Source organism: Kribbella steppae (genome assembly GCF_004342025.1).
GTDB classification, from domain to species: Bacteria; Actinomycetota; Actinomycetes; order Propionibacteriales; family Kribbellaceae; genus Kribbella; species Kribbella steppae.
Genome location: NZ_SLWN01000005.1, coordinates 530,273 through 555,893, shown reverse-complemented (window position 1 = coordinate 555,893; position 25,621 = coordinate 530,273). Strand labels below are relative to the sequence as shown.

Below are 25,621 nucleotides of genomic sequence, written 5' to 3'. Positions count from 1 at the left end.
TAGTCCGGTATTCCGGCCGATGCGGGGGAACCTGGGATCGGTCGGTAGGATTCAGGGCGTCACCCCGGAACGAGACCTGGAGTAGTCAGTGGCTCGCGTTGTCGTCGATGTCATGCTCAAGCCCGAGATCCTCGACCCGCAGGGCAAGGCGGTGCACGGCGCATTCGGCCGGCTCGGCTTCGACGGCGTGGCCGATGTCCGCCAGGGCAAGCGGTTCGAGATCACCCTGGACGGCGAGGCGACCGAGGAGCGGGTCGCCGAGATCCGCAAGGCTGCCGACACGCTGCTGGCCAACCCCGTGATCGAGGACTACGCGCTCCACGTGGAGACCGACCAGTGAAGATCGGGGTCGTCACCTTCCCGGGCTCGCTGGACGACGCCGACGCCCGTCGCGCGGCCGCGGTCGCCGGCGCCGAGCCGGTCGCCCTCTGGCACGCCGACGCCGACCTGCACGGTGTGGACGCGGTCATCCTGCCGGGCGGGTTCTCGTACGGCGACTACCTCCGCGCCGGTGCCATCTCCCGGTTCGCGCCGGTGATGGAGACCATCATCACAAAGGCCGGTCAGGGGTTACCGGTGTTGGGTATCTGCAACGGCTTCCAGGTGCTGTGCGAGTCGCACCTGCTGCCCGGCGCGCTGATCAAGAACCACCACCGCAAGTTCCTCTGCAAGGACCAGCCGCTGCGGATCGAGAACAACCGCACCGCGTGGACGTCCGACTACGACGCCAACCACGAGATCACCATCGTGGTGAAGAACCAGGACGGCTCGTTCGTCGCCGACGAGGCCACCCTGGACCGGCTGGAGGGCGAGGGCCGGGTCGTCGCCCGCTACCTGGATGAGAACCCGAACGGTTCCTACCGCGACATCGCGGGGATCACCAACGAGCGCGGGAACGTGGTCGGCCTGATGCCGCACCCGGAGCACTGCGTCGAGACCCTGACCGGCCCGAGCACCGACGGCCTGGGCTTCTTCACCTCGGTGCTGAAGGCCGTCGTCGCCTCCTGATGAAGCTGTGGGGTCCGAAGAACTGGGGACACTTCTCCGTGCTTCTTCGGACGGTGGCGATCGCCATCGCGGCTGCGGCAGCAGTTTTGGGCTCGGCGGGTACGGCGAGTGCGCAGCCGGTGACGGATCAGAGCCTGCTGGCCAAGGTCGTGGTGATCGGCGTACCGGGCCTGACCTGGAACGACGTGAAGGCGTCGCCGGAGCTCACCGCACTGGTGAACCAGTCCCACGTCGGCTCGATCACCGTGAAGACAGCCGGCCCGCACACCTGCCCGGTCGACGGTTGGCTCACCGTCAGCGCCGGCACCCGGGCGTGGGGCAGCGTCGCCGACCAGCCCTGCGGTGACCTGCCCGCTGTGACCGACGGCAAGATCGCAGGCTGGCAGACGTACGTCGACCGCCAGGCAGAGCACCACACCGGCGCACCCATCGGACGCCTCGGCCAGACCGGCTACCCCATCTGCGGCTTCGGCCCGGGTGCAGCGGTCGCACTGGCCCGCACGGATGGTTCAGTGACCAACTGGCAGCCGGAGTTCGACGCAGCCAGGCTGGCGAGCCCGGACTGTGGCGACGCGGTTGTCGACGCAGGCGCACTTCCGCTGAGAGAAGGCCGCGAAGAGGCCCGCAAGAGGGTCGCTGACCTCGTCGCACAGGCCAGAGCGGCCGACGGCTGGGTGCTGCTCGTCGGCGTCAGCCAGGAGACGGCCAACGCGCACCAGGAGCCGCTGGTCGCTATGCAGCTGCCGCCGGACACCGGACCGCGCTGGCTGACGAGCGACAGCACCCGCCGCCCTGGCCTGATCCAGCTGACCGACGTCACCGCGACCATCCTGAAGGAACGAGACGTCGCGGAGGTCGACCCGGCTGGTGCCGCGAAGGCCGGTCCGCTGGACGGTAACGAGATCCACTACACCGGTGACGTCCACACCGACGCCGATGCGGTGATCGAGAATCGGCTCGACACCAACGAGCGGTTCGAGCAACCACGGCCGATGCTGGTCGCGGTCTCGATGACGATCCTGGCCGCGGAACTGATCGCGCTCGCCTGGTTCGTGATCACGCGCAGCCCGCGGTCCCGTCGTACCTTCGTCTTCACGTTGCTGACGCAGGGCGGGTTCTTCATCGCCGTCTTCCTGTCCACGGCGACCGTGTGGTGGCGCTGGCCGGCGCCGGGAATCTCCTTGTACTGCGTGGTCCTCGGAATCAGCGCGGTGTTCGCTGCCGTGGCGCAGCTCGCCTTGAAGCGCTATGCGTTCCTGGGGATCGCCGTGGCGGCGTACGTGATCCTGCTGGTGGACGGCGTACTGGGGACACCTCTGCAGTTCGGCAGCATGTTCACCGACGGGCCCGTGATCGGTGGGCGGTTCTACGGCTTCGGCAACTCCACGTTCGCCACGCTGGCGGTCGCCGCGCTCGTCACGGCGGGCTGGGCAGCGCAGAGGCTGATCGACAAGAGCCGGAAGCAGGCAGCACTCGCAGTGCTCGCGATCGGTGGTGCGGCCATCGTGGTCGACGGCAGACCCGGCTGGGGGACTGACTTCGGCGGCATCATCGCGCTGACCCCCGCTGTACTGCTCATGGCCTGGTTGACCTGGCGTGGCAGCATCTCCTGGCGCGCACTGCTCGGTGTGGGCGTGGCAGGTGTGCTGGCGGTGTCTGCGGTCGCCTTCCTCGACTACCTGCGGCCGGAGGACGAGCGGAGTCACTTCGGTACGTTCGTGGCCAGGCTGCTGGACGGCGACGTGAGCGACGTACTGATCCGCAAGCTCGAGATGGCCGTGCAGTTCTTCGACGGCCCGTCCGGCTGGGCGATGCTGGTCGGTGTGGTGCTGGCGATGCTTGCCACTGTGCTGCCGGATCGGGTGCCGTCCCCGGCGTACCAGGCCTTCTACACCAGTCTGCCGATGGTCCGGCCGACTCTGCTCGCACTGTCGACCTGCGGCCTGGTCGGCATGTTGCTGAACGACGCCGGGGTCGCACTGCCCGCGATCATGGCCGGCTTCGCCGTTCCACTGCTGGTGGCCCGCCTCGTGGCCTCCGAGCAGCCCGCTACCGTTTCACCTGAGTCCCACCTAGTGCAGGAGTCCTAACGTGTCTACCGACACCGTCAGCAACGCAAGCAGCACCCCTGACGTCGAGCAGCCGTGGGCCGAGCTCGGCCTGAAGCCGGACGAGTACCAGCGGATCCGCGATATCCTGGACCGGCGGCCGACCAGCTGCGAGCTGGCGATGTACTCCGTGATGTGGAGCGAGCACTGCTCGTACAAGTCGTCCAAGGTGCACCTGCGCAAGTTCGGCGAGATCCCCCAGGAGACACCGGCCGGGAAGATGCTGGCGGGGATCGGTGAGAACGCCGGTGTGATCGACATCGGCGAGGGCTACGCGGTCACCTTCAAGGTGGAGTCGCACAACCACCCGTCGTACGTCGAGCCGTACCAGGGCGCGGCGACCGGGGTCGGCGGCATCGTCCGCGACATCCTGGCGATGGGCGCGCGCCCGGTCGCGGTGATGGACCCGCTGCGGTTCGGCCCGCTGGACGCGCCGGACACCAAGCGCGTGCTGCCCGGGATCGTGTCCGGTGTCGGTGGTTACGGGAACAGCCTCGGTCTGCCCAACGTCGGCGGTGAGGTCGTCTTCGACTCGACGTACCTGGGCAACCCGCTGGTCAACGCGCTGTGTGTCGGCGTTATGCGGCACGAGGACCTACACCTGGCGAACGCGACCGGTATCGGCAACCAGATCATCCTGTACGGCGCCAAGACCGGTGGCGACGGGATCGGCGGGGTGTCGGTGCTGGCCAGCGAGACGTTCGCGGAAGGCGGTCCGACCAAGCGGCCGGCGGTCCAGGTCGGCGACCCGTTCATGGAGAAGCTGCTGATCGAGTGCACGCTCGAGCTGTTCGCCGCGAACGTGGTCGAGGGCATCCAGGACCTCGGCGGTGCCGGGCTGTCCTGTGCGACGTCCGAGCTGGCCAGCGCGGGTGAGGGCGGGATGTACGTCTCGCTCGACAAGGTGCCGCTGCGGGACGCGTCGCTCGCGCCGGAAGAGATCCTGATGAGCGAGTCGCAGGAACGCATGATGGCGGTCGTCACGCCGGACAACGTCGAGGCGTTCCTGAAGATCTGCGCCAAGTGGGACGTCCAGGCCGACGTGATCGGCGAGGTCACCGGCACCGGCCGGCTGGAGATCGACTGGCACGGTGAGCGGGTGGTCGATGTACCGCCGCGGACCGTCGCGCACGAGGGGCCTGTCTACGAGCGGCCCTTTGCCAGGCCGGACTGGCAGGACGAGCTGCAGGCCGACGGCGCGGAGAAGTTGCCGCGGGCCACCACCGGCGCGGAGCTGCGGGACACCTTGCTTCGGTTGGTCGCTTCGCCCAACCTCTGTGACAAGTCCTGGGTGACGGATCAGTACGACCGGTACGTGCTGGGGAACTCGGTGCTCGCGCAGCCCGAGGACTGCGGGATGATCCGGGTCGACGAGACCAGCGGTCTCGGTGTCGCGGTGTCGACCGACTGCAACGGCCGATTCGCCAAGCTGGACCCGTACACCGGTGCCAAGCTGGCGCTGGCCGAGTCGTACCGGAACGTGGCGACCACGGGTGCCCGGCCGGCCGCGGTGACGGACTGCCTCAACTTCGGCTCGCCTGAGGACCCGTCGGTGATGTGGCAGTTCGCGGAGGCGATCCGCGGGCTGGTCGACGGCTGCATCGAACTGGGCATCCCGGTCACCGGTGGCAACGTGTCGTTCTACAACCAGACCGGCGACACCCCGATCCTGCCGACGCCAGTGGTCGGCGTACTCGGTGTCATCGACGACGTCACCCGTCGTACGCCGATCGGCTTCACGGCTGAGATGGAAGGCCACCAGCTGTACCTGCTCGGTGAGACCGAGGAGGAGCTGTCCGGCTCGGAGTGGGCGCACGTCGTCCACGGTCACCTGGGTGGCCGCCCGCCGGCGGTCGACCTGGCCGCGGAGCAGCAGTTGGCCGACATCCTGATCAACGCGTCCCGGGACGGCCTGATCGACGCCGCGCACGACGTCAGCGACGGCGGGGTCGCTCAGACCCTGGTCGAGTCGGCGCTTCGTGGCGGGGTCGGTGCCCGCGTCTGGGCGCCGGACGGGCTGGACCCGTTCCTGTTCCTGTTCGCGGAGTCGGCAGGCCGGGCAGTGGTCGCCGTACCGCGCACCGAAGAGGTCCGGTTCACCGACATGTGCACCGCGCGCCGCTTCCCGCACGCCAAGATCGGCGTCATCACCGGCGAGACCCTGGACGTCCAGGACCAGTTCGAGCTGCCGCTGCCCGAGCTCCGCACCGCCTGGACCGCGACTCTCCCGGCCGCCCTGAGCTAACTCTTGGCGAGCTGGACCCGGTCCGAGCAGATCTCGACCACGGAGTACTTGGTCGCCTTCACCGTGACCGTTCCGCCCACGCTGACGTCGGCCGCGGTGGTCTCCCCCGCGTCGGTGCCGAGCAGCGACAGGCGGGCGGTCGGCGGGTTGGCGTCCAGATGCGTCTCCTGGAGGACGGCGCGACCGCCGGACGGCAGGTTGACCGGGCCGGACGACAGCACGTGAGTGCTGTCCGGGGTGTCCTTGCCTACGCAGCTGGGCGGTGCCGGCGTGGTCTCGGCCTTGTCGTCACCGCCCGAGCAGGCGGTGACGGTCGCGACAACCAGGCCGGCGGTGACGAGGACACTTGTGACTCTCACGGCTGCTCCTGCAGTTCGACATACCGCCGGGGTGCTCCGGCGATCAAGTTGACCCTCCACCGCTTGCCGCCGATCTCGCACTCGGCGCCGGTCGTGAGGTCGTAACCTGCCACCCACTCGCCGTCGCTGTGCACGGTCAGCCGCGCCTGGTCGGCGTCGATGTCCGCGAGGCCGATCAGGAGCTCGTGGCCGTCGTCGGTGATCCGATAGGGCACGCCTTGCCGGATCCGCCAGGTCTCCATCGTCACTTCCCCTTGATCTGCAGCGACTGGGCGTCGTCGAACATGTCCTCGAACTCGTCCTGGGTGACCGTGACCGTGGGTGAGTCAGGACCCCACGGGTTGCCCAGCACGATCTTGCCATCCGGGGTGAACTCCTTGACGAAGTACACGTGCCGGGTGACGTAGGCGTCCTTCTGCTCCTGGGACCAGTTGTCCGGTACGCCGTCCTTGTCGCTGTTGGAGGCGACGATCACCGGGTGGCCCGAGTCGTAGGCCTCCTTGACGTCGTCGTAGTTCGTGCCGATGCCTTCGGAGTCCTGGCCGGTCACATACGGCGGCGCCTGGTCGGTGTAGTCCCACTCGGTCGCGCCATAGGTGCCCTGCTCCGAGCGGTCGTAGGCGTCGTTGCCTTCCTTGCCGTCCGGCGCACCGCCCTCGTCGCCCTCGTAGGCGATCGCGAAGGCCTTCTCGTAGTACGCCGCCCACGTCGAGCCGTCGCCGTGCGCGCCGACCGGGTCGCCGTTCTCGTCCAGCGGCAGCTCGCGGTTCATCGTCACCCACCGCTGGTTGCCGTCGGCGTCCCAGACGCGCACCGAGATCGTCCCGTTCGGGTTCTCCTTGATGCCCTCGCGGATGAAGTCCGGGTCGCGCTGCGCGGTCGCCGTCAGCGAAGCGATGTACCAGCAGTCGCCCAGCTGGCCCTGGTAGACGTCCTCACCCAGCGGCTTGTTCGTGAACAGCGGGTCGGACGGCAGACCGTAGTGCATGCCGTTGGTGGCCTTGCCGGTCTGGTCGTTGAACTTGTCCAGGTACACGTCGGTCGACTCGAAACCGGGCTGCAACCAGGGGAAGGCCGCCAGCAGCTTCTCCTGGTTCTCGGGGGAGGCCTTCGCCAGCAGCGCGCTGGCGAACTCGATGCGCTCGCCGACCGGCAGTCCGTTGTCGCCCATCCACAGGAAGCCGGCGGAGCCGGTGGTCTCCATCTGCTTGCGCAGGCTCTCCAGTTCCTCGGGCTTCGCCGCGTTCAGGAACATGTCGAGCTCGGCCGACGTCAGCCCCTTCAGCTTGTCCGCGACCGACTGCAGGTCATCGCGGTTGCCGTTCATGCCGGTGTCCTTGTCCTGCATGTCACGCAGCGCCTCGAGCGCCTCGTTGACCTTCTCCGGGTCCGGCGGCGGCTCGTCGACGAACACCAGCGACGGGTCGACGGTGCCCTTGCAGTTGTCCTGGAGCTCCTTGCACTTCTCCAGGTGGTTCGCCCGGCGGTCGATGCTGCCGGCCATGTCGTCGAGCGGCCCGGCCAGGTTCCCCGGCGGCGCGAAGGTGATCCCGCCGAACAGACCGATGCTGCCCAGCTGGACCGCGGCCAGCTGGTCGCTGTTCGTCACCGGCTTGCCGTTCAGGTGGCTCGCGGCGTCGTCGAGCACCTTCTTCACGTCGCTGTGCAGCGTGGAGGAGGCGCCGGCGACCTTGCGCAGGTCTTTGGCCAGCCCGCGCACCCGGGTCAGGTCGAACCCAACGTATGTCGTCATCTCGTCCTTACTTCGGGGCCGAGGCGGCTTCGGATTCGAGGCGCTCGGCCTCACGGATCCAAGCGTCAGCAGTCGCGTTCAGGTCCGCGGCGAGGCCGCGGACGGTCTTCTGGTCCTTCTGCAGTCGCGCCGTCGACTCCTGCGCGTACGGACCATGCCACACGTCGTCGGCGGTGGCGGACTTCACCGGCAGGTCCATATGGGTGCCGAGTGGACCGGCCAGGGTCCTCGCCCGGCCTGCTGCCTCCCGCAGCGCGGCAGCGCGCTTCTTCATCGCCTCCGGGCTCTCCACACCGGGCTCGTCGGGTCGTGCCACAGTCCGTGACTCCTCTCGCTCGCGCAGAACGCTATCCCGCCAAAGGGCCTACCCGGGGGCGGTCTGGCACACTCGAAGGGGACGAGTGAGGTGAGGCCATGGCGGAGCGGGGATCGGGTAAGCCTGCGGTGGGGGAGTTGATGGGGCTGGCTGCTGCTGCCGGGCAGGAGGCTCGAGTCGCGGCGGCTCGGCGGCGGGCGGCGAGTATTCGGCTGACCGATGAGGAGCGCCGGATCTGCACCGACGACCTGGCCGAGCAGTTCGCCGTCGGGCGGCTGGACGAGGACGAGTTGCATACCCGGGTCGACCGGCTGAACGAAGCTGTCACGCATGCGGACCTGCAGCCGATCTTCGCCGGGCTGCCGGCGCCTTCGCTGTACAAGCCGGAGCCGCGCAAGCCGGGTCGATGGCGGTGGGCCGCGTTCGCCGGTGCGGTCTGGCTGGCCGCGCCGTTCTTCCTGACCGGTCTGGTCCTCCTGGTCTTCGGCCGTGAGGTCGCTGCGGTGATCTTCGGTCTGCCTGCCCTGGTCTGGACGTTCGTCGCGTATCGCTGGGCGGCCGGCAAAACCAGACGCTCCCGCCGGCCCTGAGGCCGACGGGAGCTGGGCGGACCTACTTCTCCGGCTTGGCGCCGACGAAGAGGATGACCTCGCCAGGGGCGTGCGACATGGCGTCGTGCACGTACCAGTTGCCGGGAGCCGTCTGACTGCCCGGGCCGCTGGGGTGTCGTCCGGTAACGCAGTGTCGGTCGTGTCCAGATCGGTGAGTTCCTGGCGGAGCTTCGTGGCCAGTGCGTGCCGGCGGCCCTCACCCCTGCGGTGATTGGCCAGCACTCTGCGTGCCACGCCGTACAGCCATGGTCTGGTCTGGTTGCCGGGTGGTACGTCGTCCAGCCGCCGCCAAGCCACCAGGAACGTGTCCGCCAGCAGGTCGGCGGCGTCGTGACCGCTGTCGGTCCGGCGGCGCAGGTAGCCGAGGACGGCCTCCCGGTGCGCGCCGAACACGTCTTCGAACCGCTCACGGCGTCCGTCTGGTGGTGGGTGGTCGTGCACGACTCCCTCACTCACCGGCCCCGGCCGGGCCTCGATCGGTGTCTGCGTCATACCCGATAGATGTCCGGCACCGGGCCTCCCCATTTCACCGCGCGGATGTTGCGGAACTAGCCTGTGGGGCGTGGAGGCTGTGTTGCGGGTCGCGGTGCGGGCGGACGGGCCGGCGATTGCCGAATTGGCTCGGAGGTCGGTGCGGGAGCTGTTCCCGGCGTACTACGACGCCGCTCAGACAGCGAGTGCGGCGGAGCACATCACCACGCTGGACCACGCCCTGATCGACGACGGCACGTACTACGTCCACGAGGCGGGTGGAGAGGTCGTCGCCTGCGGTGGCTGGAGCCGGCGCAACAAGCTTTTCAACGCCAGTACGGCGGGCGCCGACGGGCGACTGCTGGACCCGGCGACCGAGCCGGCCCGGATCCGGGCGATGTTCGTACGCAGCGACTGGACCAGGCGTGGACTCGGCCGGGCGATCCTCACCGCCTGTGTCGACGCGGCCAGGGCTGAGGGCTTCACCCAACTCGCGCTGATGGCGACACTGCCCGGCGTACCGCTGTACAAGGCCTTCGGGTTCACTGAGGTCGAGACCGTCGAGCTGACCATGCCGGACGGCGTGCTGCTCGGTGGTGTAGCTATGGAACGCCCCATCGACGAGGAGAAGGTTTTATGACCGCAGGCACCACCGTCGCCGCGCCGGACGGGACCGAGGTCGTCCTCGGCGAGATCGGTACGCGCGTTCTGCTGAAGAACTCACGGGTTCGCGTATGGGAGGTCTCTCTCGCTCCCGGTGAGGCGCAGGGCTGGCACTTGCACCACAACCCGTACGTCGTGCTGTGCCTGTCGACGTCCCCGTGTCACATGGACTGGCTGGACGGCAGTCCGGCGCGGCAGCTCAACGAGACGGTGGGCGGTTCGGTCTATCGGCCGGTGTCGCCGGTGCACATGCTCACCAACGACGGGGAGTCGCTGTACCTCAACCGGCTGATCGAGGTGCTCGACCTCGGCGAGGAGGCGTCCGGCGACCCGTACTTCGTGATCGAGGGTGTGCCGACCGACGCCGGGTTCGAGCAGGTCGGTGAGGTCCCAGCCAAGGTGGTCGTCGACGAAGACGACGTACGCATCCAGCACGTCACACCGGACGCGGGGGAGTCCTACACGTGGCACACCGGTGCGTACCCGGCGCTGGTGGTCGACCTCGACCTGGACAGCCCGGACGTGACGTACTTGGAGCCTGGTGAGAGCTACACGCTCCCGGCCAAGCTCACACGCACGTCCGGCTTCAACCTGGTCGAGCTGCTGTACTACCGCCGTACCAGCTGACGCACCTCGGCTGCGTCGCGGGCGCTAAGCACTTCAGCTGTTGGCACCTGCGTGAGGTCCGTCTGCCGGAGTAGTGCCTTGACCAGTGGCACCTGCGGACCGACGGCGCTGAGCTCGTGCACACCAAGGGCTGCCAGCAGTACGGCGCTCTGCGGGTCGCTGGCCAGGTCACCACAGACGGCGACACGGACACCGGCGTTGCGGACGACGTGGTCGATCAGCTGCAGTACGGCGGGGTCCAGACCGTCGGCCAGTGGGGCCACAGCGGAGTTGGTGCGGTCGGCGGCGGTCGTGTACTGCGTGAGGTCGTTCGTACCAATGCTGACGAAGTCGAGGCCGGCGGCAAGAGTTTCGATACGGAGCGCGGCGGCCGGGACCTCGACCATGATGCCGACCTCCAGCCCGTCCGGCCGTGGCCCGAGCTCGTCGAGCGCCCACGCCACCTCGTCGGCCGTCGTCACCATCGGGAACATCACGTGGACCGGGGTTTCCACCGCGATCTGGCGGATCGCTTCGAGCTGGTCGCGGAGTAGTTGCGGGCGCCGGCGGAAGACGCGGATACCGCGCTCGCCCAGGAACGGGTTCGCCTCGCGGTCCTGCGGCAGGAACGGCAGTGGCTTGTCGCCGCCGATGTCCCAGGTGCGGATGGTGATCGGCTTCCCGTCGAGTGCTGCCGCGATCGCCCGGAACCGCTCGACCTGCTCGGCCACAGTCGGGGCCGTACGCCGATCGCCGAAGAGCACCTCGGTCCGGACGAGGCCCGAGCCGTCCGCTCCGTGCGCATCGACCGCGTCCTGCACGGAGCCGACGTTGACGAGCACCTCGACCGTGCGCCCATCGAGTGTCATGGCGGGCTGGTCCGCCTCGGCCACGGCCTGCTCTCGTTGCGCCAGCCGATCCGCGATCGTCGTACGGAATGCCGCTTCATCGGGCGAGACCTCGAAGGAGCCGGTCCGGGCGTCGAAGGCGACGGTCGCACCGGTTGGTACGGCGACGTCGCCGATGCCGGTGATCAGCGGGATCCCGCGGGAGCGGGCGACGATCACGCCGTGGCCGGTGGTCCCGGCCGCGCGGACCGCGATACCGCCGATCTGCGCGGCGTCGAGGGTCGCGGCGGTGGCCGCATCCAGCTCGGGTACGACGAGGATGCTGCCGGCCGGCGTTTCGTCGTTGGACGTGCTGCCAGTGAGGGCACGCAGTACGCGATCACGCACGCTGCGGACGTCCTGCGCGCGCTCTCGCTGGTAGGCGTCGTCCAACCCTTCGAACCGCGCCGCCAGTTCGTCGTACGTCTGCTTCCACGCGTCCGGGGCGGACGAACCCGCAGAGATCGCACGGTGGATGGCGTCGAGCGGGGTGCGGTCAGTCAGCAGCGCGAGGTGTGCGTCGAAGAATCCGCCGTGATCCGTGCTGGTGTCTCGGAGGTGTTCGAGCTCGACGGATGCTGACGACAAGGCGGCGTCGAGTCGGCCTCGTTCGTCGTCCCCTGGTGTATAGCCGCTCAGGTCTACCCCGGCCTCAACGACGACCGCGGGTCCGATCGCCACGTCCAGTCCTGAACCGCTGGCAGGCTGGGACGTCTCGGCTGCCGGTGCGTCGTCGCCGAAGTTCTGCGTGGCCAGATCGTTGATCGCGGCAAGCGCCTCGGCCGCCTGCGGACCGCTTGCGCCGACCTGGAGGCGGTGACCCTGCTGGGCGTTGAGCGTGGCTACCATGCTGAGGCTGCCCGCGTCGACCGGGCCGCGACCGGTGTCCAGATCGGTCAGCGTGACGGCGGCGTCGAAGGAGTTGACCAAGGCAACGAGCCGCGCGGCCGGGCGGGCGTGCAGTCCGTGCTCGTTGCTCAGCGCAAGTTCAATGACCTGATCAGCCGCCGCCAGCTCTGCTTGCTGCACAGGGCTTGTCTCGCCGAGATGGTCCTGCTTGGCAACCAATCCACGGTTGGCCTCGGCGATGACCGCGTCGAGGGAAGCGCCGGTCGACGCGGTGACCACGGCCGCGACCAGCCCTTCGACCAACGGCGCGCTGGACAACTTCACCCGCTCGGCGATGTCGGGATCCACGAACTCCAAGGCCAGCTCGGCGCTCAGCACCGCACTGCCCAGGTCGAGCAGCACGAGTACGCCGTCCGGGCTGTCGACCGCCGTGATCGCCTCGGAGACCGCCATCGCGTCGGTGCCGAAGGTCTTATCGTCCAGCCCGGCCGCCACTGCGATCGCCGGGCGCTTGTCCTCGGCAACCATCTCGGCGGCGAGCCCGACCGCGGCGGTCGCCAGCGCATGGCTGTGCGACACCACCACGATCCCGATCATGCGAGTGTGCGCGCGGCCGACTCCAGCAGCAGGGTGGTGCTCGTCGCCCCGGGATCCTGGTGCCCGGCGCTGCGCTCGCCCAGGTAGCTTGCGCGCCCCTTCCGGGCGACCAGCGGAACTGTCGCGTCCCGGCCCTTCGCGGCCGCCTCCGCTGCCGCGTTCAGGGCACCGGCGAGATCCGATCCGCCCGCGACGGCAGCGTCGTACGCGTCCAGCGCCGGCGCCCAGGCGTCGTACATGGTCTTGTCGCCGAGCTCCGCCTTGCCGCGCTGGAGGATGCCGCCGACGCCGGCCTTGAAAGCCTCGCCGATCACCTCGGGGGTGATCGACGAGGTGCCGGCGAGGACGGTTCCGAAGCGCAGGAAGAACGTTCCGTACAGCGGCCCGCTCGCCCCGCCGACCTTGCTGACCAGCGTCATCCCGGCCTTCTTCATCAGCTCGTCGGCCGATGCGAAGGTGGACTCGTCCAGCACCGCGACGATCGCCTGGAATCCTCGGTCCATGTTGGCGCCGTGATCCGCGTCCCCGATCGCCGAGTCCAGCTCGGTCAGGTACGCCGCATTGTCGTGCAAGGTACTCGCGGCGTCGCGAAGCCAGTTGACGAAATTGTCGACTCCCATGCTCACGCGCCCCAGCGTAGGCCGGGGGTGTTGACCGGTGCGTCCCAGAGGCGTACCAGTTCGTCGTCCACCTTGAGCAGGGTGACCGAGCAGCCGGCCATCTCCAGCGAGGTGATGTAGTTGCCGACCAGGTTGCGGGCGATGGTGATGCCGGCCCGGTCGAGCAGTTGGGCGACCTCGTTGTACATCAGGTACAGCTCGATCAGCGGCGTACCGCCCATACCGTTCACGAACGCGATCACCGAGTCGCCCTGCTGGTAGGGCAGATCGCTGACGACCGGGTCGACCAGCATCGCGGCGACGTCCTTGGCCGGTGCCAGCGGCAACCGTTGCCGGCCGGGCTCGCCGTGGATGCCGATCCCGACCTCCATCTCGTTCTCGGCCAGCTCGAAGGTCGGCTTGCCTGCCGCCGGCACGGTGCACGAGGTGAGCGCCATCCCCATACTGCGGCCGTTGTCGTTGACCTTCTTCGCCAGGTCGGCGACCTCCTGCAGCGAGCGGCCCTCCTCGGCCGCGGCGCCGACGATCTTCTCCAGCAGCACGGTGACGCCGACACCGCGGCGACCGGCCGTGTACAGGCTGTCCTGGACGGCGACATCGTCGTTCGTCACCACCGACAGCACCTCGGTCCCGGCGTCGGCCGCGGCCAGTTCGGCGGCCATCTCGAAGTTCATCACATCGCCGGTGTAGTTCTTCACGATGTGCAGTACGCCGGCCCCGGCGTCGACCTCCTTGGTCGCCGCCATCATCTGGTCCGGCACCGGCGAGGTGAACACCTCACCCGCACACGCGGCGTCGAGCATCCCGAGCCCGACGAACCCGCCGTGCATCGGCTCGTGCCCCGACCCGCCTCCGGAGATCAGCCCCACCTTCCCCGGCGTCGGTGCGTCCTTGCGGTACACGATCCGGTTCTCGTGATCCACCCGCAACCGATCCGGATGCGCTGCCGCCATCCCCCGCAGCGCCTCACTCACAACATCACCAGGTTCGTTGATGAGCTTCTTCATGCCCCCCATCTGAGCACACCCCGGGCGTCTCCGGGAGCCCCCAACCACCCCGCCTCATTTCGCTGGTTGGCCACCGAGGTGGTGGGTTCGGCACCCGTATCAAGGGTGGAGAACCCACAATTTCGCTGGCCAACCAGCGAAATCGGGAGGGGAGGGAGGGTTAGTCCTTGGGACGGAGGAGGGGGCGGACGACCTCGCGGGCGTCGTGGATCCGGGACTTCACGGTGCCGAGCGGGGCGCCGACCAGGGCGGCGATCTCCTCGTACGACAGGCCGTACACGTCGCGCAGGACGAGCGGCGTGACCATCTGGGGGCGGTCGCGCTCGAGGATCTCGAGGGCCTCGAGCAGGTCCAGGCGGGTGCCGGCGATGACGCTGGTGGTGCGCGGGTCGGGCCGCTCCATCGTCTCCGGGTTGTGCGCGGCCTGGGCGGTGCGCTTGAGCTTGCGGTACGTCGAGCGAGCCGAGTTGGCCGCGACCGAGTGGACCCAGGTGGAGAAGCTGCTGCGACCGGAGTACGAGTTGATCTTGGTGGCGATGTTCAGCAGGGCTTCCTGGGCCGCGTCCTCGGCGTCGGCGGAGTACGGCAGCACGCTGCGGCAGATTCGCAGCACCCGCGGATGAACCTGCCGCAGCAGGTCGTCCATCGCGTGTTTGTCCCCGCCCTGGGCACGCTCCGCCAGGGCCCCGAGGTCGTCGGTCGGGCTGCTGCTCTCGCTCATCTGCGCCTTTGCTGTCATCAGGCCCCCGGCATGGGACTCCCAGTGATCCATAATGCCCTGTATGGGGGTCCCAAGCAGGCTAGGCCGTTACGTCGTGCGACGACGCCTGGGCTCGGGCGGGTTCGCTACGGTATGGCTTGCTCACGATGAGCAACTGGATGCCGAGGTCGCGATCAAGGTCCTCGCGGACAACTGGGGGCATGACGACACGGTCCGTCGCCGGTTCCTCGAGGAGGGCCGGTTCCTGCGCCGGGTCGAGTCCGAGCACGTGGTCCAGGTCCACGATGTCGGCGAACTCGAGGACGGGCGGCCGTTTCTCGTGCTCACGTACGCCGATCGCGGCACGCTGGCCGATCGGCTGAAGAAGGAACCGCTGGCGCTCCCGGATGCGGTCGACGTCGTCGTCCAGGTCGGCCGCGGCCTGCAGGCGCTGCACCGGCGCGGTCTGCTGCACCGTGACGTGAAACCGGCGAACGTTCTGTTCCGTAGTACGGACGAGGGTGAGCGGGCAGTTCTGTCCGACCTCGGCCTGGGCAAGTCGCTCGACGAAGTGTCGCGGATCACAATGCCCGGCGGCACCCCGTCGTACGTCGCCCCCGAACAGGCGATGGGTGAGCGGCTGGACCAGCGCGCAGACCAGTACTCTCTCGGAGCCGTCGCGTACGCCGCTCTGACCGGGCGCTCACCGCATCAGGTCGACGGGCTGGGCGCGGCCTCTCGGGTGACCGCGGCGCCACCGCCGAGCACCCTCGGGTTCGACCTGCCGGACAAGATCGACAGCGCGATCGTCCGCGCCCTCGACCCGGACCGGGAGAAGCGCTGGCCGGACGTCCAGTCGTTCACCCGGGAACTCGTCGGCGCCCTCGACGAGACCACCCACAACTTCGTCCCGTCGACCGTCTCCGCCCGCGAGACCGTCGTCGTCTCCGCCTCCACGTCCACCTCCACGTCCGACGTCGGCGAGAACACGGCCCTTAGTGACGCCAACAAGCCGACGATCGTGAAGACGCCTGCGCCGGCAGAGACTGTGGACGCACCTACCGAGCCGCCGGCCGCCGCGGAGTCGGTCGCGCCACCGAAGCGCCGGCGAGGTCGATGGGTCGTCGCCGCGGTCCTCGCTCTGATCGTGGGCGGGGGAGCCGGGTTCGTGGGCCAGCGGTATCTGGCCGACCGCGAGTCGATCACGGTCTCGCAGGGTGGGTTCTCCGTGGACCTTCCGCGCGGCTGGGCGAAGTCCGTGGCGCAATCGGACTGGCAGCCGCCCGGTGGCAGCGGGTCCTATCCGGCGCTCCGGGTGAGCCGGGATGCCGACTGGTCGTCGACCGGCACTCCCGGCATCTTCGTCGGACTGGCGGATGCGAAGCTGACGCTGCCGGACAGTGCCCAGTTCGGATGCAGCCAGGACGAGGATCAGCCGAACGGGAACCTGGACGGCCAGAACACGACGGGCCGGGTCTCCAGCGGCTGCGGGGATGCCGGTATGGTGCTCCTCCAGCGAGTCGTGGAGCGGGGGGACGCCCGCTCGCTGCTCGTCCAGGTCATGGTGCCGCAGTCGGACCTTGTTCGCGCAGTCGAGATGGCCGATTCGGTGAAGTACTCCGGTTGAGGAAGTCCCTCATGCATTTTCCGAGCGAACGGCTCCGGCCGTCGCCTGCCTTCATCCACTCGGCCCGGCGCCGCTTCTACCGCCTCCGCTCCACCATCTTCCGCACCATCTGGCCGATCGACTGAAGATCCTGTGCGGTGGGTACGTCGGACTGCGTGATCGACGGTTGTGCGGAGTTCGACGTACCGGTTTCCGGGGCAACGATTCACGGGCGGCCCAGCAGCTATCGGACGGGCCCTATGAACTGGGTCCTGCCGCGGCTGACGTCTTCCCCGAGCTAGGCGTCGACCTGTCGCCCGGCAAGTCCAGCCGGCGCCTACTCCGCTTCTGCGTGGACTGGAGCGAACAACGCCACCACCTGGCCGGCCGCATGGGTGCATCCCTGGCGGATTCCTTGCTGGAGCGTGACTGGGTACGCCGTCGCCCGCGTCAACGGGCCGTGTACCTCACTGACTCCGGTCGCCGAGCCCTAGCTGGGCTTCTCTGACGAGTCGAGCGGGCTGTCGCGTCGTACGACGCTAGAGGCGGCCTTGTCGATCACCGTCATCAGGGCCTTCTTGTCCTGCGGCAGGCCGGTGGAGCTCATCTCGACGGCGCAGAGGCCGCTCTCGTCCGCGACCCAGCGGACGATCACGTAGCGGACCGTTGCCACCGGTGCCAGCGACGCGGGCGGCACGTAGGTGTAGACCAAGGTCGCGTAGTTGCCCTCGACCGTGCTGGAGATGTACTTCAGCATCTGGTCCTTCGGCAGCCGGTTGAGTTCCAGGATCCGCGCCTCCATCGACGCGGCCGGCGGGCGCTGGATGGTGAAGCCGGCCTCGACCCGGATCCAGCGTTTCCCGGTCGGGTCAGTGAACCGGGCGGTGCGCGGCGGGTCCGGCCGGGTCATGTTCCAGTTGGCGGGCACGCGGGCCGAGACCTGTGACTTGTAGACGTACTCCACGTCGAACGAGCGGGTCTTGTAGCGCAGCTCGGACGCGTCGAGCGGGGGTGAGTTGTCGGGCTGGATCACGCGCGGTGTGGACGTCGGCGACGGAGTGGTCGAGGGCGTCGACGTCGACGTCCGGATGGCCCCCAGCGGAGCCGCCGTACCGGCAGCCGCGGCCGAGCGATCGACCGCGGTCAGCAGGCCGACTCCATATCCACCCGCTCCGCCGAGTGCGGTGATCGCCACCAGTCCAGAACCCAGCAGAGCGCCTACAGTCCCCCGACGAGCCACGCCTGCCTCACCTCCCCAGTTCCCCTACTCCAAAGACACCGTAGCCCGCCGCGAGGTTGCGGCGGCCGGGTAACAATTCCGTGAAAACCCTTTCGGGCACCGCTCAATGCCTCAGTCCTCGGGCGTTGCCGACTTGGCCGCCTGGTCCGCGATGAGGTTCAGCGCCTTCATGTCCTGCGGTAGTCCAGTGATCGACATCTCCACCGTCGCCAGGGAGTCGCCGGCGGTGGCCACCCAGCGGACCAGGACGTACCGCAGCGTCTTACCGGGGATGAAGGTGTAGGCGACGGTGGACGTCATCCGCGGCCGGCCGTCGGTGCCGGTGATCGTGTCGTCGGTCTTGGCGACGATCTGGAGGTTGTTCTCGTACGGCTGGCTCGACTCGAGGCCCTGGATCAGCTTGTCCCGCATCTGCGTCGTGGTCAGGCCGGGCCGGAATCCGGCTTCCACCCGCGCGCCGCGCTCGCGCAGCGAGTCGAGGAACTTCACCTCGCCGGGCGTCTCCTTGTTGATCGTCTTCTCCCAACCGTCCGGCACCCGCACCGACAGTCGCACCGAGGGCTGCGAATCCTGCTGGACCGTGAACTTCTGCGTGCGGAAGTCCAACTCGCCCGGCTGTAGGGCCGCCAGGTTGTTCGGTTCCGGGGTCTTCCGGGTCAGCTCCGACTGTGTCGGGGAGACCTCGCCGAGAGGGACGGCCGCGCCGGCCGCGGTGGGGACCGGGAGCGCGGTGCGGTCGCCGGCGTAGTAGCCGGCGGCGGCGCCGAGGAGGGTGATCAGGAGGATGGCCGTGACCAGAATCGGACGTTTCACGCGTGCACCGGTCCGGGCGTCACGTGGTGCCGGCCGATCCCGTCGTACGGCATGACGGAGCGCAGCACGTCGTACGGCGTGCTGGCCGGCAGGGCGCAGGCGGTCGCGGGCACGGCGACATCTTCTCAGGCGACCCGGGCAGCGACCCAAACGGTTTCGGAGCGCCGGACCGGACTGAATCCTTTCAACGAGGTCTTGACACCCCCTCGGGCCGTCCGTAGCGTCCCGCGTGAAGAAAGTAACACGCCATCGCGGTTACTTCACATCACTCGGCGGTAATTCAGGGGCGGGCTCTCGCCCCGCGGCTCAGGAGGAACCATGGCACTCGATCAGTCCGTCAGTCGGAGGCGTCTCCTGCAGCTGATGGGTGGCGCCGCCGCCGTCGGCACGCTGGCGGCCTGTGGCGGCAACGGCGGCGGCTCGTCGTCGTCCGGCGGCCAGGTGAAGGTGATCGGCGCCGGCAGCCAGGAGGCCGGTCTGCGCAAGGCGCTGGACGACTACAAGAAGGCGCACTCCGACTTCGACTTCAACCTGTCGTTCTCACCCGCCGACCAGCTGCAGACCGCGCTCCGCGCGCAGCTCGCGGCCGGTAACGCACCCGACCTGCACGCGGTGTACCCGGGTAACGGCAGCGCGATGTCGATGGTCCAGCTGAGCAAGGCGAACCTGCTCGCCGACCTCAGCGACCAGTCCTGGACGCAGAAGATCCCGACCGGGTTCAAGGGCGCGTTCCAGAACGACGGCAAGACCTTCATCTTCTCGCCCGGCACCAGCGTGCTCGGCGCGATCTACAACAAGAAGGCGTTCGCCAGCGCCGGTGTCGAGGTGCCGAAGACCTGGTCGGAGCTGCTCGCCGTCTGCGACAAGCTGAAGAAGAAGGGCATCGTCCCGATCGCCCTCGGCGCGCAGACCCCGTGGGTGACCCAGCTGATCGACTACGCGCTGGTACCCGGCACGGTCTACGCCAAGACGCCCGACTTCGACGACAAGATGACCGCCGGCAACGCGTCGTTCGCCGACTCCGGCTGGGCCGACGCGATGGACAAGTACCTGGAGCTGCAGAAGAAGGGCTACTTCAACGACAACCCGAATGGGACGACGTACGAGCAGGCCACCTCGATGGTCGGCACCGGCAAGGCCGCGATGGCCGTGCAGGTGTCCGCCGTCCTGCAGGCCTTCCGCGAGGCGGCGCCGTCACCGGACGACCTCGGCATGTTCCCGTTCCCGGCCACCGACGTCGAAGCGGACAACTGGATCCCCGGCGGGGTCGTGGTCGGTATCGCGGTCAGCGCGAAGAGCAAGAAGGCCGACCAGGCGAAGAAGTTCATCGAGTACTGCGGCCAGCCGGAGGTTGTGAACGCCTGGGCCGAGGCGGTCGCCTGTGTCCCGCTGTACTCCGACGGTGACGCGAAGGTCGACCCGGTCCTGAAGCCCTTCCTGCCCTACCTGAAGGACAACAAGGCCGTCCCCTTCATGGACCAACGCTGGCCGAACGCCGAGGTCCAGCCCACCCACTTCGCCGTGGTCCAAGAACTCCTCGGCGGCAAAAGCACGGTCCCGGGTGCCCTGAAGAAGATGGACGAGGCCTACCGGAAGACCGCATGACGGCTATCACTACAGCGGTACGGCGGGATGCCGCGAAGGCACCGCGGCGTCGCGGGGGCGGGATTGCGCCGCCGTGGTTCTTCGCGGTGCCGGCGCTGGTCGTGTACGCGCTGGTGATGCTCTATCCGAGCATTGTCGGGGCGGGGTCGGCGTTCACCGACTGGTCCGGGGTTGGGGAGCAGCGGTCGTTCGTGGGGCTGGAGAACTTCAAGCAGTTGGTTCATGACGACCAGGCCCTGGGGGCCATGCGCAACACGTTGCTGCTGACGATTGCGATCGTCGTCGTACAGAACGGGATCGGGCTGCTGCTGGCACTCGGCGTACACACGGGGATCAAGAGCCGGATGGCGTTGCGGGTGATCTTCTTCGCGCCGGTCGTGGTCAGCCCGGTGATGGTGTCGTTCCTGTGGAAGTACGTCTACAACCCGGCGCCGGACGCCGGGCTCAACGCCGCGCTGAACGCGATCGGTCTCGGGGCGTTGCGGCAGGACTGGCTCGGTGATCCCTCGCTGGCGATCTGGTCGGTCGCGTTCACGGTGATCTGGCAGTGCGCCGGCTACTCGATGGTGATCTTCCTGGCCGGGCTGGAAGGCGTGCCGCAGGAGTTGCAGGAGTCCGCGATGGTGGACGGCGCCGGCCTGTTCGCGCGGTTCCGGCACATCACCTGGCCGCTGCTCGCGCCGGCGACGACGATCAACGTGATGCTGTCGACGGTCGGCGGCCTGACGCTGTTCACCCAGATCATCGCGATGACGAACGGCGGTCCGGGCTACGCGACGGACACGCTGTCGACGGTGCTCTACAAGCAGGCCTTCGTGTTCGGGAAGTTCGGCTACAGCACCGCGGTCGCACTGGTGCTGGCGATCTTCGTCGCGGCGGTCTCCTTCATCCAGATCGGCTATCTGCGTTCGAGGGAGACGACGGCATGAGGACCGGCTACCGCCCACGCACCCTGGTGCGCGAGGTCGTCATGATCGCGGTCGCGATCATGTTCCTGTTCCCGGTCTACGCCCTGGTGACGTTGGCCTTCAAGGATCCGGAGCAGATCGCGAACAAGCCGCTGTCGCTCCCCGATCCGCCGTCGGTCGGCAGCTTCGGCGAGGCCTGGCAGTCGGCCTCACTCGGCTCGGCGCTGCTCAACAGCACGCTCATCACGGTGAGCAGCGTCGTCGTGTTGATCGTGCTCGGGTCGCTGGCGGCGTACTTCCTGGCCCGTACGGCATCCAGGCTCAGCTACAGCCTCTACATCCTGTTCCTGGTCGGCATCATCCTGCCGTTCCAGCTCGGGATGATCCCGCTGTATCAAATGGTCAACAACATGGGCCTGCTCGGCACCTACCAGGGGATGATCCTGTTCTACACCGGGATCCAGTTGCCGTTCACGGTGTTCCTCTACACCGGGTTCATCAGGTCGTTGCCGGCCGACTACACCAACGCGGCGCTGATCGACGGCGCCTCGCACCTGCAGGCGTTCGGGTACGTGATCTTCCCGCTGCTGCGGCCGATCACCGGCACCGTGCTGATCCTCAACGCGGTCCACATCTGGAACGACTTCTTCACGCCGTTGCTCTACCTCGGCGGCTCCGGCCGGGAGACCGTCCCGGTCCGGGTGTTTGCCTTCGTCAACGAATACACCTCGGACTACGGACTCGTCGCAGCCGGCCTGGTGCTGGCCGCGCTGCCCATTCTGCTGGTCTTCCTGGTCCTCCAGCGGTACGTGATTCGCGGCTTCTCCAGCGGCCTGAAGGGATAACCGTGGCACTTCCCCCTCGCCTGGCGTCGGTTCTGACCGATCCGCCCAGGGCCTACTCACCTGCGCCCATCTGGTGGTGGAGCGGCGAACCGCTCGACCCGGCTCGGCTGCGCTGGCAGCTCGAGCGGTTCGTCGAGGGTGGGGTGTACCAACTCGTCGTACTGAATCTGGCCCCGGCTGGGTCCGACCACGGGTGCGATGCGGACGATCCGCCGTTCTTCTCGGAGCGGTGGTGGGAGATCTTCCTCGGGGTCTGCGACGACGCTGCCGAGTTGGGTGTCTCGTTGTGGTTCTACGACCAACTCGGGTTCTCCGGGGCGGACATCCAGGCGCGGTTGGTGGCTCGGCAGCCCGTGTACGCCGGTCGTCGTCTGCAGCGGCTGACGGTGAGTGGGACTGGGCGGCTGACGGTGCGGTGTCCGGCGGGTGGTCGGGTGATCTCTGCGGCGGTGGAGCCTGCGGCTGAGGTGGTTGCTGATGCGGCCGGGGCGTCGTGTGAGGTGCTCGTCGAGTCCCAGCTGTCGTTGTTCTACGAGACGGACCATGGGTTCGACTACCTGAGTCCTTCCGCCTGTACGGCGTTGCTCGATCAGGTGCACGGTGAGTTCGAGCGGCGGCTGGGGGACCGACTTGGTCGGGTCGTGGTCGGGTCGTTCCAGGACGAGTTGCCGTCGGTGCCCACGTGGTCCGCTGACTTCGCAGAGCGATTCCTGGCGCGTTATGGGTACGACCTCCGCGACCGACTCAGTGCGCTGTGGGATTCCGCCGTACCGGATGGGGATCGGGTACGGCGGGACTACCACGCGCTGAGGGCGTCGTTGGCGGAGGAGGCGTTCTTCCGGCCGTTGCACGAGTGGCACGAGAAGCATGGGCTCGTGGTCGGGTGCGACCAGCAGGATCCGGCGCGAGCCGGGCTGCCGGTCGAGGGTGTCGAGTTGTACGCCGACTATGCGCGGACGCATCGGTGGTTCAGTGCGCCGGGGTCGGACCACCATGGTGATGCGCGGATCCACTCGTCATTGGCCCATCTGTACGAGCGGCCGCGGACGTGGATCGAGGCGTTTCACTCCACCGGATGGGGTGGGACGTTGGAGGAGACGTTCGACTGGTTGCTGCCGTGGTTGCGGACCGGGGCGACGCTGTACAACCCGCATGCCGTCTACTACACGACGCGGGCCGGGTGGTGGGAATGGGCACCGCCGTCAACTGACTGGCGTCAGCCGTACTGGCGGCATCACAAGGCGTTCGCGGATGCGGTGACACGGCTGTGCGCGGCGTTGTCGTTGGGGCGGCACGTGTGTGAGGTCGCCGTACTGTTCCCGAATGCGACGGCTCAGGCCGATCTGACCATGGACGGGCCTGGTCCTGCGGCGCTGCTTGCTCAGGAGGTGTACCGGGAGCTGGTCGGGGATGCGACCTGGTTCGCACCAGTGCTCGGGGTGCTGGATCGGGCGCGGATCGACGCGGATGTGATCGACGACGAGTCGCTGGCCGGCGCCCAGGTGGCGGACGGGCCGCAGCTGTCGATCGCGGACGAGCGGTACTCGGCCATTGTGTTGCCTGCGGCAACCGTGCTCGAGGATGCCGTGATCGAGCGGCTCTCCGAGTTCACCGCCGCGGGCGGGTTGGTAGTTGCCGTAGGCGCCGTTCCTGACGGGCTGTCCGGTGAGGTTGTGGTGGTGGCCGAGGCCGCTGATGTGCCTTCGTCGCTGGCGCGGTTGCCGCGGCGGGTGGAGGCGGACGTGCCGGTGCTGACTCGGGAGGTCGACGACGCGCTGGTCGTGTTCGTCACGCCGACCGAGTGGAGCGCGACGCAGATCGACGGCCAGCCTGTGGGGCGGGGGATCAGTCACGAGTGGGCGAGTGTTGGGTACTCCTTCGATCCTTCGCGGTATCTGGACGAGGTGAGGTTGCGGGTCCGCGACATGCCAGGCCCGCCGCTGCTGGTGAATCCGTTCGACGGTTCCTCGAAACCTCTTGCCTGCAAGGACGGTGAGGTCGTCGTTCCGTTCGATCACGGCCCTGCCGCGCTGGTGGTGTTTGCCGAGGGCAACCCGTCTGCGGTGGCTGAGGAGCCGGGCGTGCGGGTGGAGTCGACGCTCGAGGGTGACTGGGACGTCGAGCTGATTCCGACCCTGGACAACACGTGGGGCGACTTCGCTTGGCCGGCCAAGGCTCCCTCAGGTGATGTCGTGGTCGAGCGCTGGGCGCTGGAGCATCGCGTCGAGGGTTCGGACGACTGGCGACCGGCGCACGCGACCTTCGGGCCGCACGGTCTCATCAACGGCGAGCCCGTCGAGTACTCAGAGTCATTGGGGATCCGCAAGGACCACATCCATCACCACGCGCTCGGCCCGAAGGGTCACGTCCCGGAGGACTTCCTCGACTTCGGCACTGTCGACGCCGGCCAGACAGTGACGTTCGCCGCGGCCTTCGAGCTAGCGTCGACCTTGAGTTCGACGGTGGTCGTTGGGGCGCCGGCGGCCAAGGAGTTGCTGATCGACGGTCAGCCGCTGCCGATCTCCGACGACGGCGGCTACTTCGGCTCGGTCGAGGTGGCTCTCCAGGCCGGCACGCATCAGCTCGAGCTGCGGTTGACGCCGTCCGAGCGGCTGGACCTCCGGGCGAATGTGGCTTTCGTTCGCGACGTGGCGTCGTACCGTCGGCCCGAGTGGATCGCGGTCGACTCGCCGGGGTCTGGTACGGCGATCCGCTACAGCACGACCGTCGTACCCGGTGATTGCACCGAGCTCACGTTGACCGCGTGGGGATCGGCGCGGCTGTACGTGAACGATCTCGAAGTGGGTCGTCAGGGTGGCTTCATGCCGTACGAGCGGCCGACCCCTCGGGTACGGCGGTACGACGCGGCCGCCGTACTGCGACCGGGGGTCGAGAACACGATCGTGGTGGAGGTGACCCGGCCGACCCCAATCCTGGTCGACGGTCTGGTGATCCCCGACCACGACTGGAAGGCAACCGTCGACGGATCGACTGTGCCGACGGGACGACGGCGCCCGTGGCACCGTGCGCTGGCCGACCTGCACCTCACCCGCCGACCTCATCCGCTCCCGGCCGCCGCCTGGCTCGACGGTACGGATACCACCGTGGTCGAGCCCGTCACGTTCGCCGTCCCCCGGCCATCACCCGACCGGATCGAACACCTGCGCTTCGACCTCCCGCCAGGCACAACCCGCCTCGAGGTCGACCTGGTCGGTGAGGCCGTCCTCAGCGTCGACGGCGAGCAACTCGCCACTGGCACAGGCAGGGTTGTCGCCGACATACCTGCAGGTGGGAAGACCGGCTGGCTCACCCTGATGACCACCCCCGGCCACGAAGCCGGCGCCGCTCTCACCGCACCGATCAGGGCGACCGTTGGCCCCGGCCGAATGCCGTTGGGCAACTGGGAGACTCACGGTCTGTCCGAGTACAGCGGCGGCGTCCGCTACACCCGCCGCCTCGTCCTCCCGGAAGCCGCGACCCTGGACCTCGGCCGAGTCCGAGGAACGGCCGAAGTACTGATCGACGGCGTCAGCATCGGCTCCCGCTTCTGCTCGCCGTACACCTTCGACCTCACCGGCGTCGCGCCAGGAGAACACACCCTCACGGTCGAAGTCTTCAACACCGCAGCCCCCCACCTCGACGCCATCAGCCCGACCCACTTCATCTTCCCCGGCCAAAACACCTCAGGCCTCTTCGGCCCAGTCCGCGTCGCGGGATCGGGACCGAAGGACAGGAGGTAGTCCCGCCGAGCGCTGCCGGTGGCGTGCCCGCACGCGGGGGACCGCCGGCCGCGGCGCACTACCT

General features: G+C 68.4%; 22 protein-coding genes and 2 pseudogenes. 12 read left to right on the top strand and 12 right to left on the bottom strand.

Annotated features, from left to right (window positions below; all coding sequences use genetic code 11):
• The first annotated feature begins 88 nt into the window (after nt 1–88).
• Genes purS through purL form a run of 4 tightly spaced genes read left to right on the top strand, consistent with a single transcriptional unit; the run spans nt 89 to nt 5,361 of the window.
• A complete protein-coding gene (purS, locus tag EV652_RS17520) occupies nt 89–340 on the top strand; it encodes a phosphoribosylformylglycinamidine synthase subunit PurS (RefSeq protein WP_132210188.1) in 252 nt (83 codons plus the stop codon).
• Nucleotides 337–1,008, top strand: coding sequence for a phosphoribosylformylglycinamidine synthase subunit PurQ (gene purQ, locus EV652_RS17515; protein WP_132210187.1), 672 nt, complete (start codon nt 337–339; stop codon nt 1,006–1,008). Before purS ends, purQ begins: the two co-directional genes overlap by 4 nt.
• The gene (locus tag EV652_RS17510) at nt 1,008–3,098 is read left to right on the top strand and encodes a DUF2339 domain-containing protein (protein ID WP_132210186.1); all 2,091 of its coding nucleotides are present in this window, start codon (nt 1,008–1,010) and stop codon (nt 3,096–3,098) included. The genes purQ and EV652_RS17510 overlap by 1 nt, the downstream gene beginning before the upstream one ends.
• A 1-nt stretch (nt 3,099) precedes the next feature.
• A complete protein-coding gene (gene purL / locus EV652_RS17505; protein ID WP_132210185.1) occupies nt 3,100–5,361 on the top strand; it encodes a phosphoribosylformylglycinamidine synthase subunit PurL in 2,262 nt (753 codons plus the stop codon).
• Here the strand turns inward: purL and EV652_RS17500 are convergent.
• From EV652_RS17500 to EV652_RS17485, 4 genes are read right to left on the bottom strand one after another with little or no spacing between them, the layout of a single operon-like run.
• Nucleotides 5,358–5,720: a hypothetical protein gene (locus EV652_RS17500; protein WP_132210184.1), complete on the bottom strand. Its 363-nt coding sequence runs from the start codon at nt 5,718–5,720 to the stop codon at nt 5,358–5,360. The two genes, purL and EV652_RS17500, sit on opposite strands and share 4 nt — an antisense overlap.
• Nucleotides 5,717–5,962, bottom strand: a complete 246-nt coding sequence (locus EV652_RS17495; protein ID WP_132210183.1) for a DUF6406 domain-containing protein — start codon at nt 5,960–5,962, stop codon at nt 5,717–5,719. Before EV652_RS17495 ends, EV652_RS17500 begins: the two co-directional genes overlap by 4 nt.
• A gap of 2 nt (nt 5,963–5,964) precedes the next feature.
• The gene (locus tag EV652_RS17490; RefSeq protein ID WP_132210182.1) at nt 5,965–7,473 is read right to left on the bottom strand and encodes a C2 family cysteine protease; all 1,509 of its coding nucleotides are present in this window, start codon (nt 7,471–7,473) and stop codon (nt 5,965–5,967) included.
• A 7-nt stretch (nt 7,474–7,480) separates the two neighbouring features.
• Nucleotides 7,481–7,789 (bottom strand): hypothetical protein, encoded by a 309-nt coding sequence (locus EV652_RS17485; RefSeq protein WP_132210181.1) that lies wholly within the window; start codon nt 7,787–7,789, stop codon nt 7,481–7,483.
• Nucleotides 7,790–7,887: 98 nt separating this feature from the next.
• Between EV652_RS17485 and EV652_RS17480 the strand changes: the two genes are divergently transcribed.
• Nucleotides 7,888–8,379: a DUF1707 SHOCT-like domain-containing protein gene (locus tag EV652_RS17480; protein WP_132210180.1), complete on the top strand. Its 492-nt coding sequence runs from the start codon at nt 7,888–7,890 to the stop codon at nt 8,377–8,379.
• A gap of 222 nt (nt 8,380–8,601) precedes the next feature.
• On the opposite strand, the pseudogene EV652_RS45310 reads toward EV652_RS17480, so the two are convergent.
• Nucleotides 8,602–8,892: pseudogene (locus EV652_RS45310) on the bottom strand (RNA polymerase sigma factor); the annotation flags it as partial.
• A gap of 70 nt (nt 8,893–8,962) precedes the next feature.
• On the opposite strand from EV652_RS45310, the gene EV652_RS17470 reads away from it, so the two are divergent.
• Both EV652_RS17470 and EV652_RS17465 read left to right on the top strand, forming a co-directional pair.
• Nucleotides 8,963–9,511 (top strand): GNAT family N-acetyltransferase, encoded by a 549-nt coding sequence (locus tag EV652_RS17470; protein WP_242001827.1) that lies wholly within the window; start codon nt 8,963–8,965, stop codon nt 9,509–9,511.
• Nucleotides 9,508–10,161 (top strand): cupin domain-containing protein, encoded by a 654-nt coding sequence (locus tag EV652_RS17465; RefSeq protein WP_132210178.1) that lies wholly within the window; start codon nt 9,508–9,510, stop codon nt 10,159–10,161. The genes EV652_RS17470 and EV652_RS17465 overlap by 4 nt, the downstream gene beginning before the upstream one ends.
• On the opposite strand, the gene EV652_RS17460 is transcribed toward EV652_RS17465, so the two are convergent.
• The 5 genes and pseudogenes from EV652_RS17460 to EV652_RS17445 all read right to left on the bottom strand — a co-directional run bounded on the left by EV652_RS17460 (nt 10,143) and on the right by EV652_RS17445 (nt 14,839).
• The gene (locus EV652_RS17460) at nt 10,143–12,056 is read right to left on the bottom strand and encodes an HPr family phosphocarrier protein (protein ID WP_369410016.1); all 1,914 of its coding nucleotides are present in this window, start codon (nt 12,054–12,056) and stop codon (nt 10,143–10,145) included. The two genes, EV652_RS17465 and EV652_RS17460, sit on opposite strands and share 19 nt — an antisense overlap.
• A gap of 6 nt (nt 12,057–12,062) precedes the next feature.
• Nucleotides 12,063–12,473 (bottom strand): annotated as a pseudogene (gene dhaM, locus EV652_RS46160) (dihydroxyacetone kinase phosphoryl donor subunit DhaM); the annotation flags it as partial.
• Entirely contained in the window at nt 12,470–13,093 is a 624-nt protein-coding gene (dhaL, locus tag EV652_RS17455) for a dihydroxyacetone kinase subunit DhaL (RefSeq protein WP_132210253.1), read from the bottom strand. The gene dhaL and the pseudogene dhaM, both read right to left, overlap by 4 nt.
• Before the next feature lie 2 nt (nt 13,094–13,095).
• Nucleotides 13,096–14,100 carry a dihydroxyacetone kinase subunit DhaK gene (gene dhaK, locus EV652_RS17450; protein WP_132210176.1) on the bottom strand — a complete coding sequence of 335 codons (1,005 nt, stop codon included), beginning with the start codon at nt 14,098–14,100 and terminating at the stop codon, nt 13,096–13,098.
• Between the two features lie 160 nt (nt 14,101–14,260).
• Nucleotides 14,261–14,839, bottom strand: a complete 579-nt coding sequence (locus EV652_RS17445) for an RNA polymerase sigma factor (RefSeq protein WP_242001826.1) — start codon at nt 14,837–14,839, stop codon at nt 14,261–14,263.
• Between the two features lie 76 nt (nt 14,840–14,915).
• Here EV652_RS17445 and EV652_RS17440 point away from each other — a divergent pair, with 76 nt between their 5' ends.
• A complete protein-coding gene (locus EV652_RS17440) occupies nt 14,916–16,427 on the top strand; it encodes a serine/threonine-protein kinase (protein ID WP_242001825.1) in 1,512 nt (503 codons plus the stop codon).
• 469 nt (nt 16,428–16,896) lie between these two features.
• Here the strand turns inward: EV652_RS17440 and EV652_RS17435 are convergent, their stop codons facing one another.
• Nucleotides 16,897–17,601 carry a hypothetical protein gene (locus EV652_RS17435; protein ID WP_132210175.1) on the bottom strand — a complete coding sequence of 235 codons (705 nt, stop codon included), beginning with the start codon at nt 17,599–17,601 and terminating at the stop codon, nt 16,897–16,899.
• 156 nt (nt 17,602–17,757) lie between these two features.
• Entirely contained in the window at nt 17,758–18,459 is a 702-nt protein-coding gene (locus EV652_RS17430; protein ID WP_132210174.1) for a hypothetical protein, read from the bottom strand.
• A 318-nt stretch (nt 18,460–18,777) separates the two neighbouring features.
• On the opposite strand from EV652_RS17430, the gene EV652_RS17425 reads away from it, so the two are divergent.
• The 4 genes from EV652_RS17425 to EV652_RS17410 are packed head-to-tail and all read left to right on the top strand — an operon-like array spanning nt 18,778 to nt 25,557.
• Nucleotides 18,778–20,064, top strand: coding sequence for an ABC transporter substrate-binding protein (locus tag EV652_RS17425; protein ID WP_132210173.1), 1,287 nt, complete (start codon nt 18,778–18,780; stop codon nt 20,062–20,064).
• Nucleotides 20,061–20,993 carry a carbohydrate ABC transporter permease gene (locus EV652_RS17420; RefSeq protein ID WP_132210172.1) on the top strand — a complete coding sequence of 311 codons (933 nt, stop codon included), beginning with the start codon at nt 20,061–20,063 and terminating at the stop codon, nt 20,991–20,993. The genes EV652_RS17425 and EV652_RS17420 overlap by 4 nt, the downstream gene beginning before the upstream one ends.
• Complete coding sequence (locus EV652_RS17415; protein ID WP_132210171.1) at nt 20,990–21,817, top strand: carbohydrate ABC transporter permease; 828 nt, start codon at nt 20,990–20,992, stop codon at nt 21,815–21,817. Before EV652_RS17420 ends, EV652_RS17415 begins: the two co-directional genes overlap by 4 nt.
• Nucleotides 21,818–21,819: 2 nt before the next feature.
• On the top strand, nt 21,820–25,557 hold the full coding sequence (locus tag EV652_RS17410; protein WP_132210170.1) for a hypothetical protein: 3,738 nt from the start codon (nt 21,820–21,822) through the stop codon (nt 25,555–25,557).
• Nucleotides 25,558–25,621: the final 64 nt, after the last annotated feature.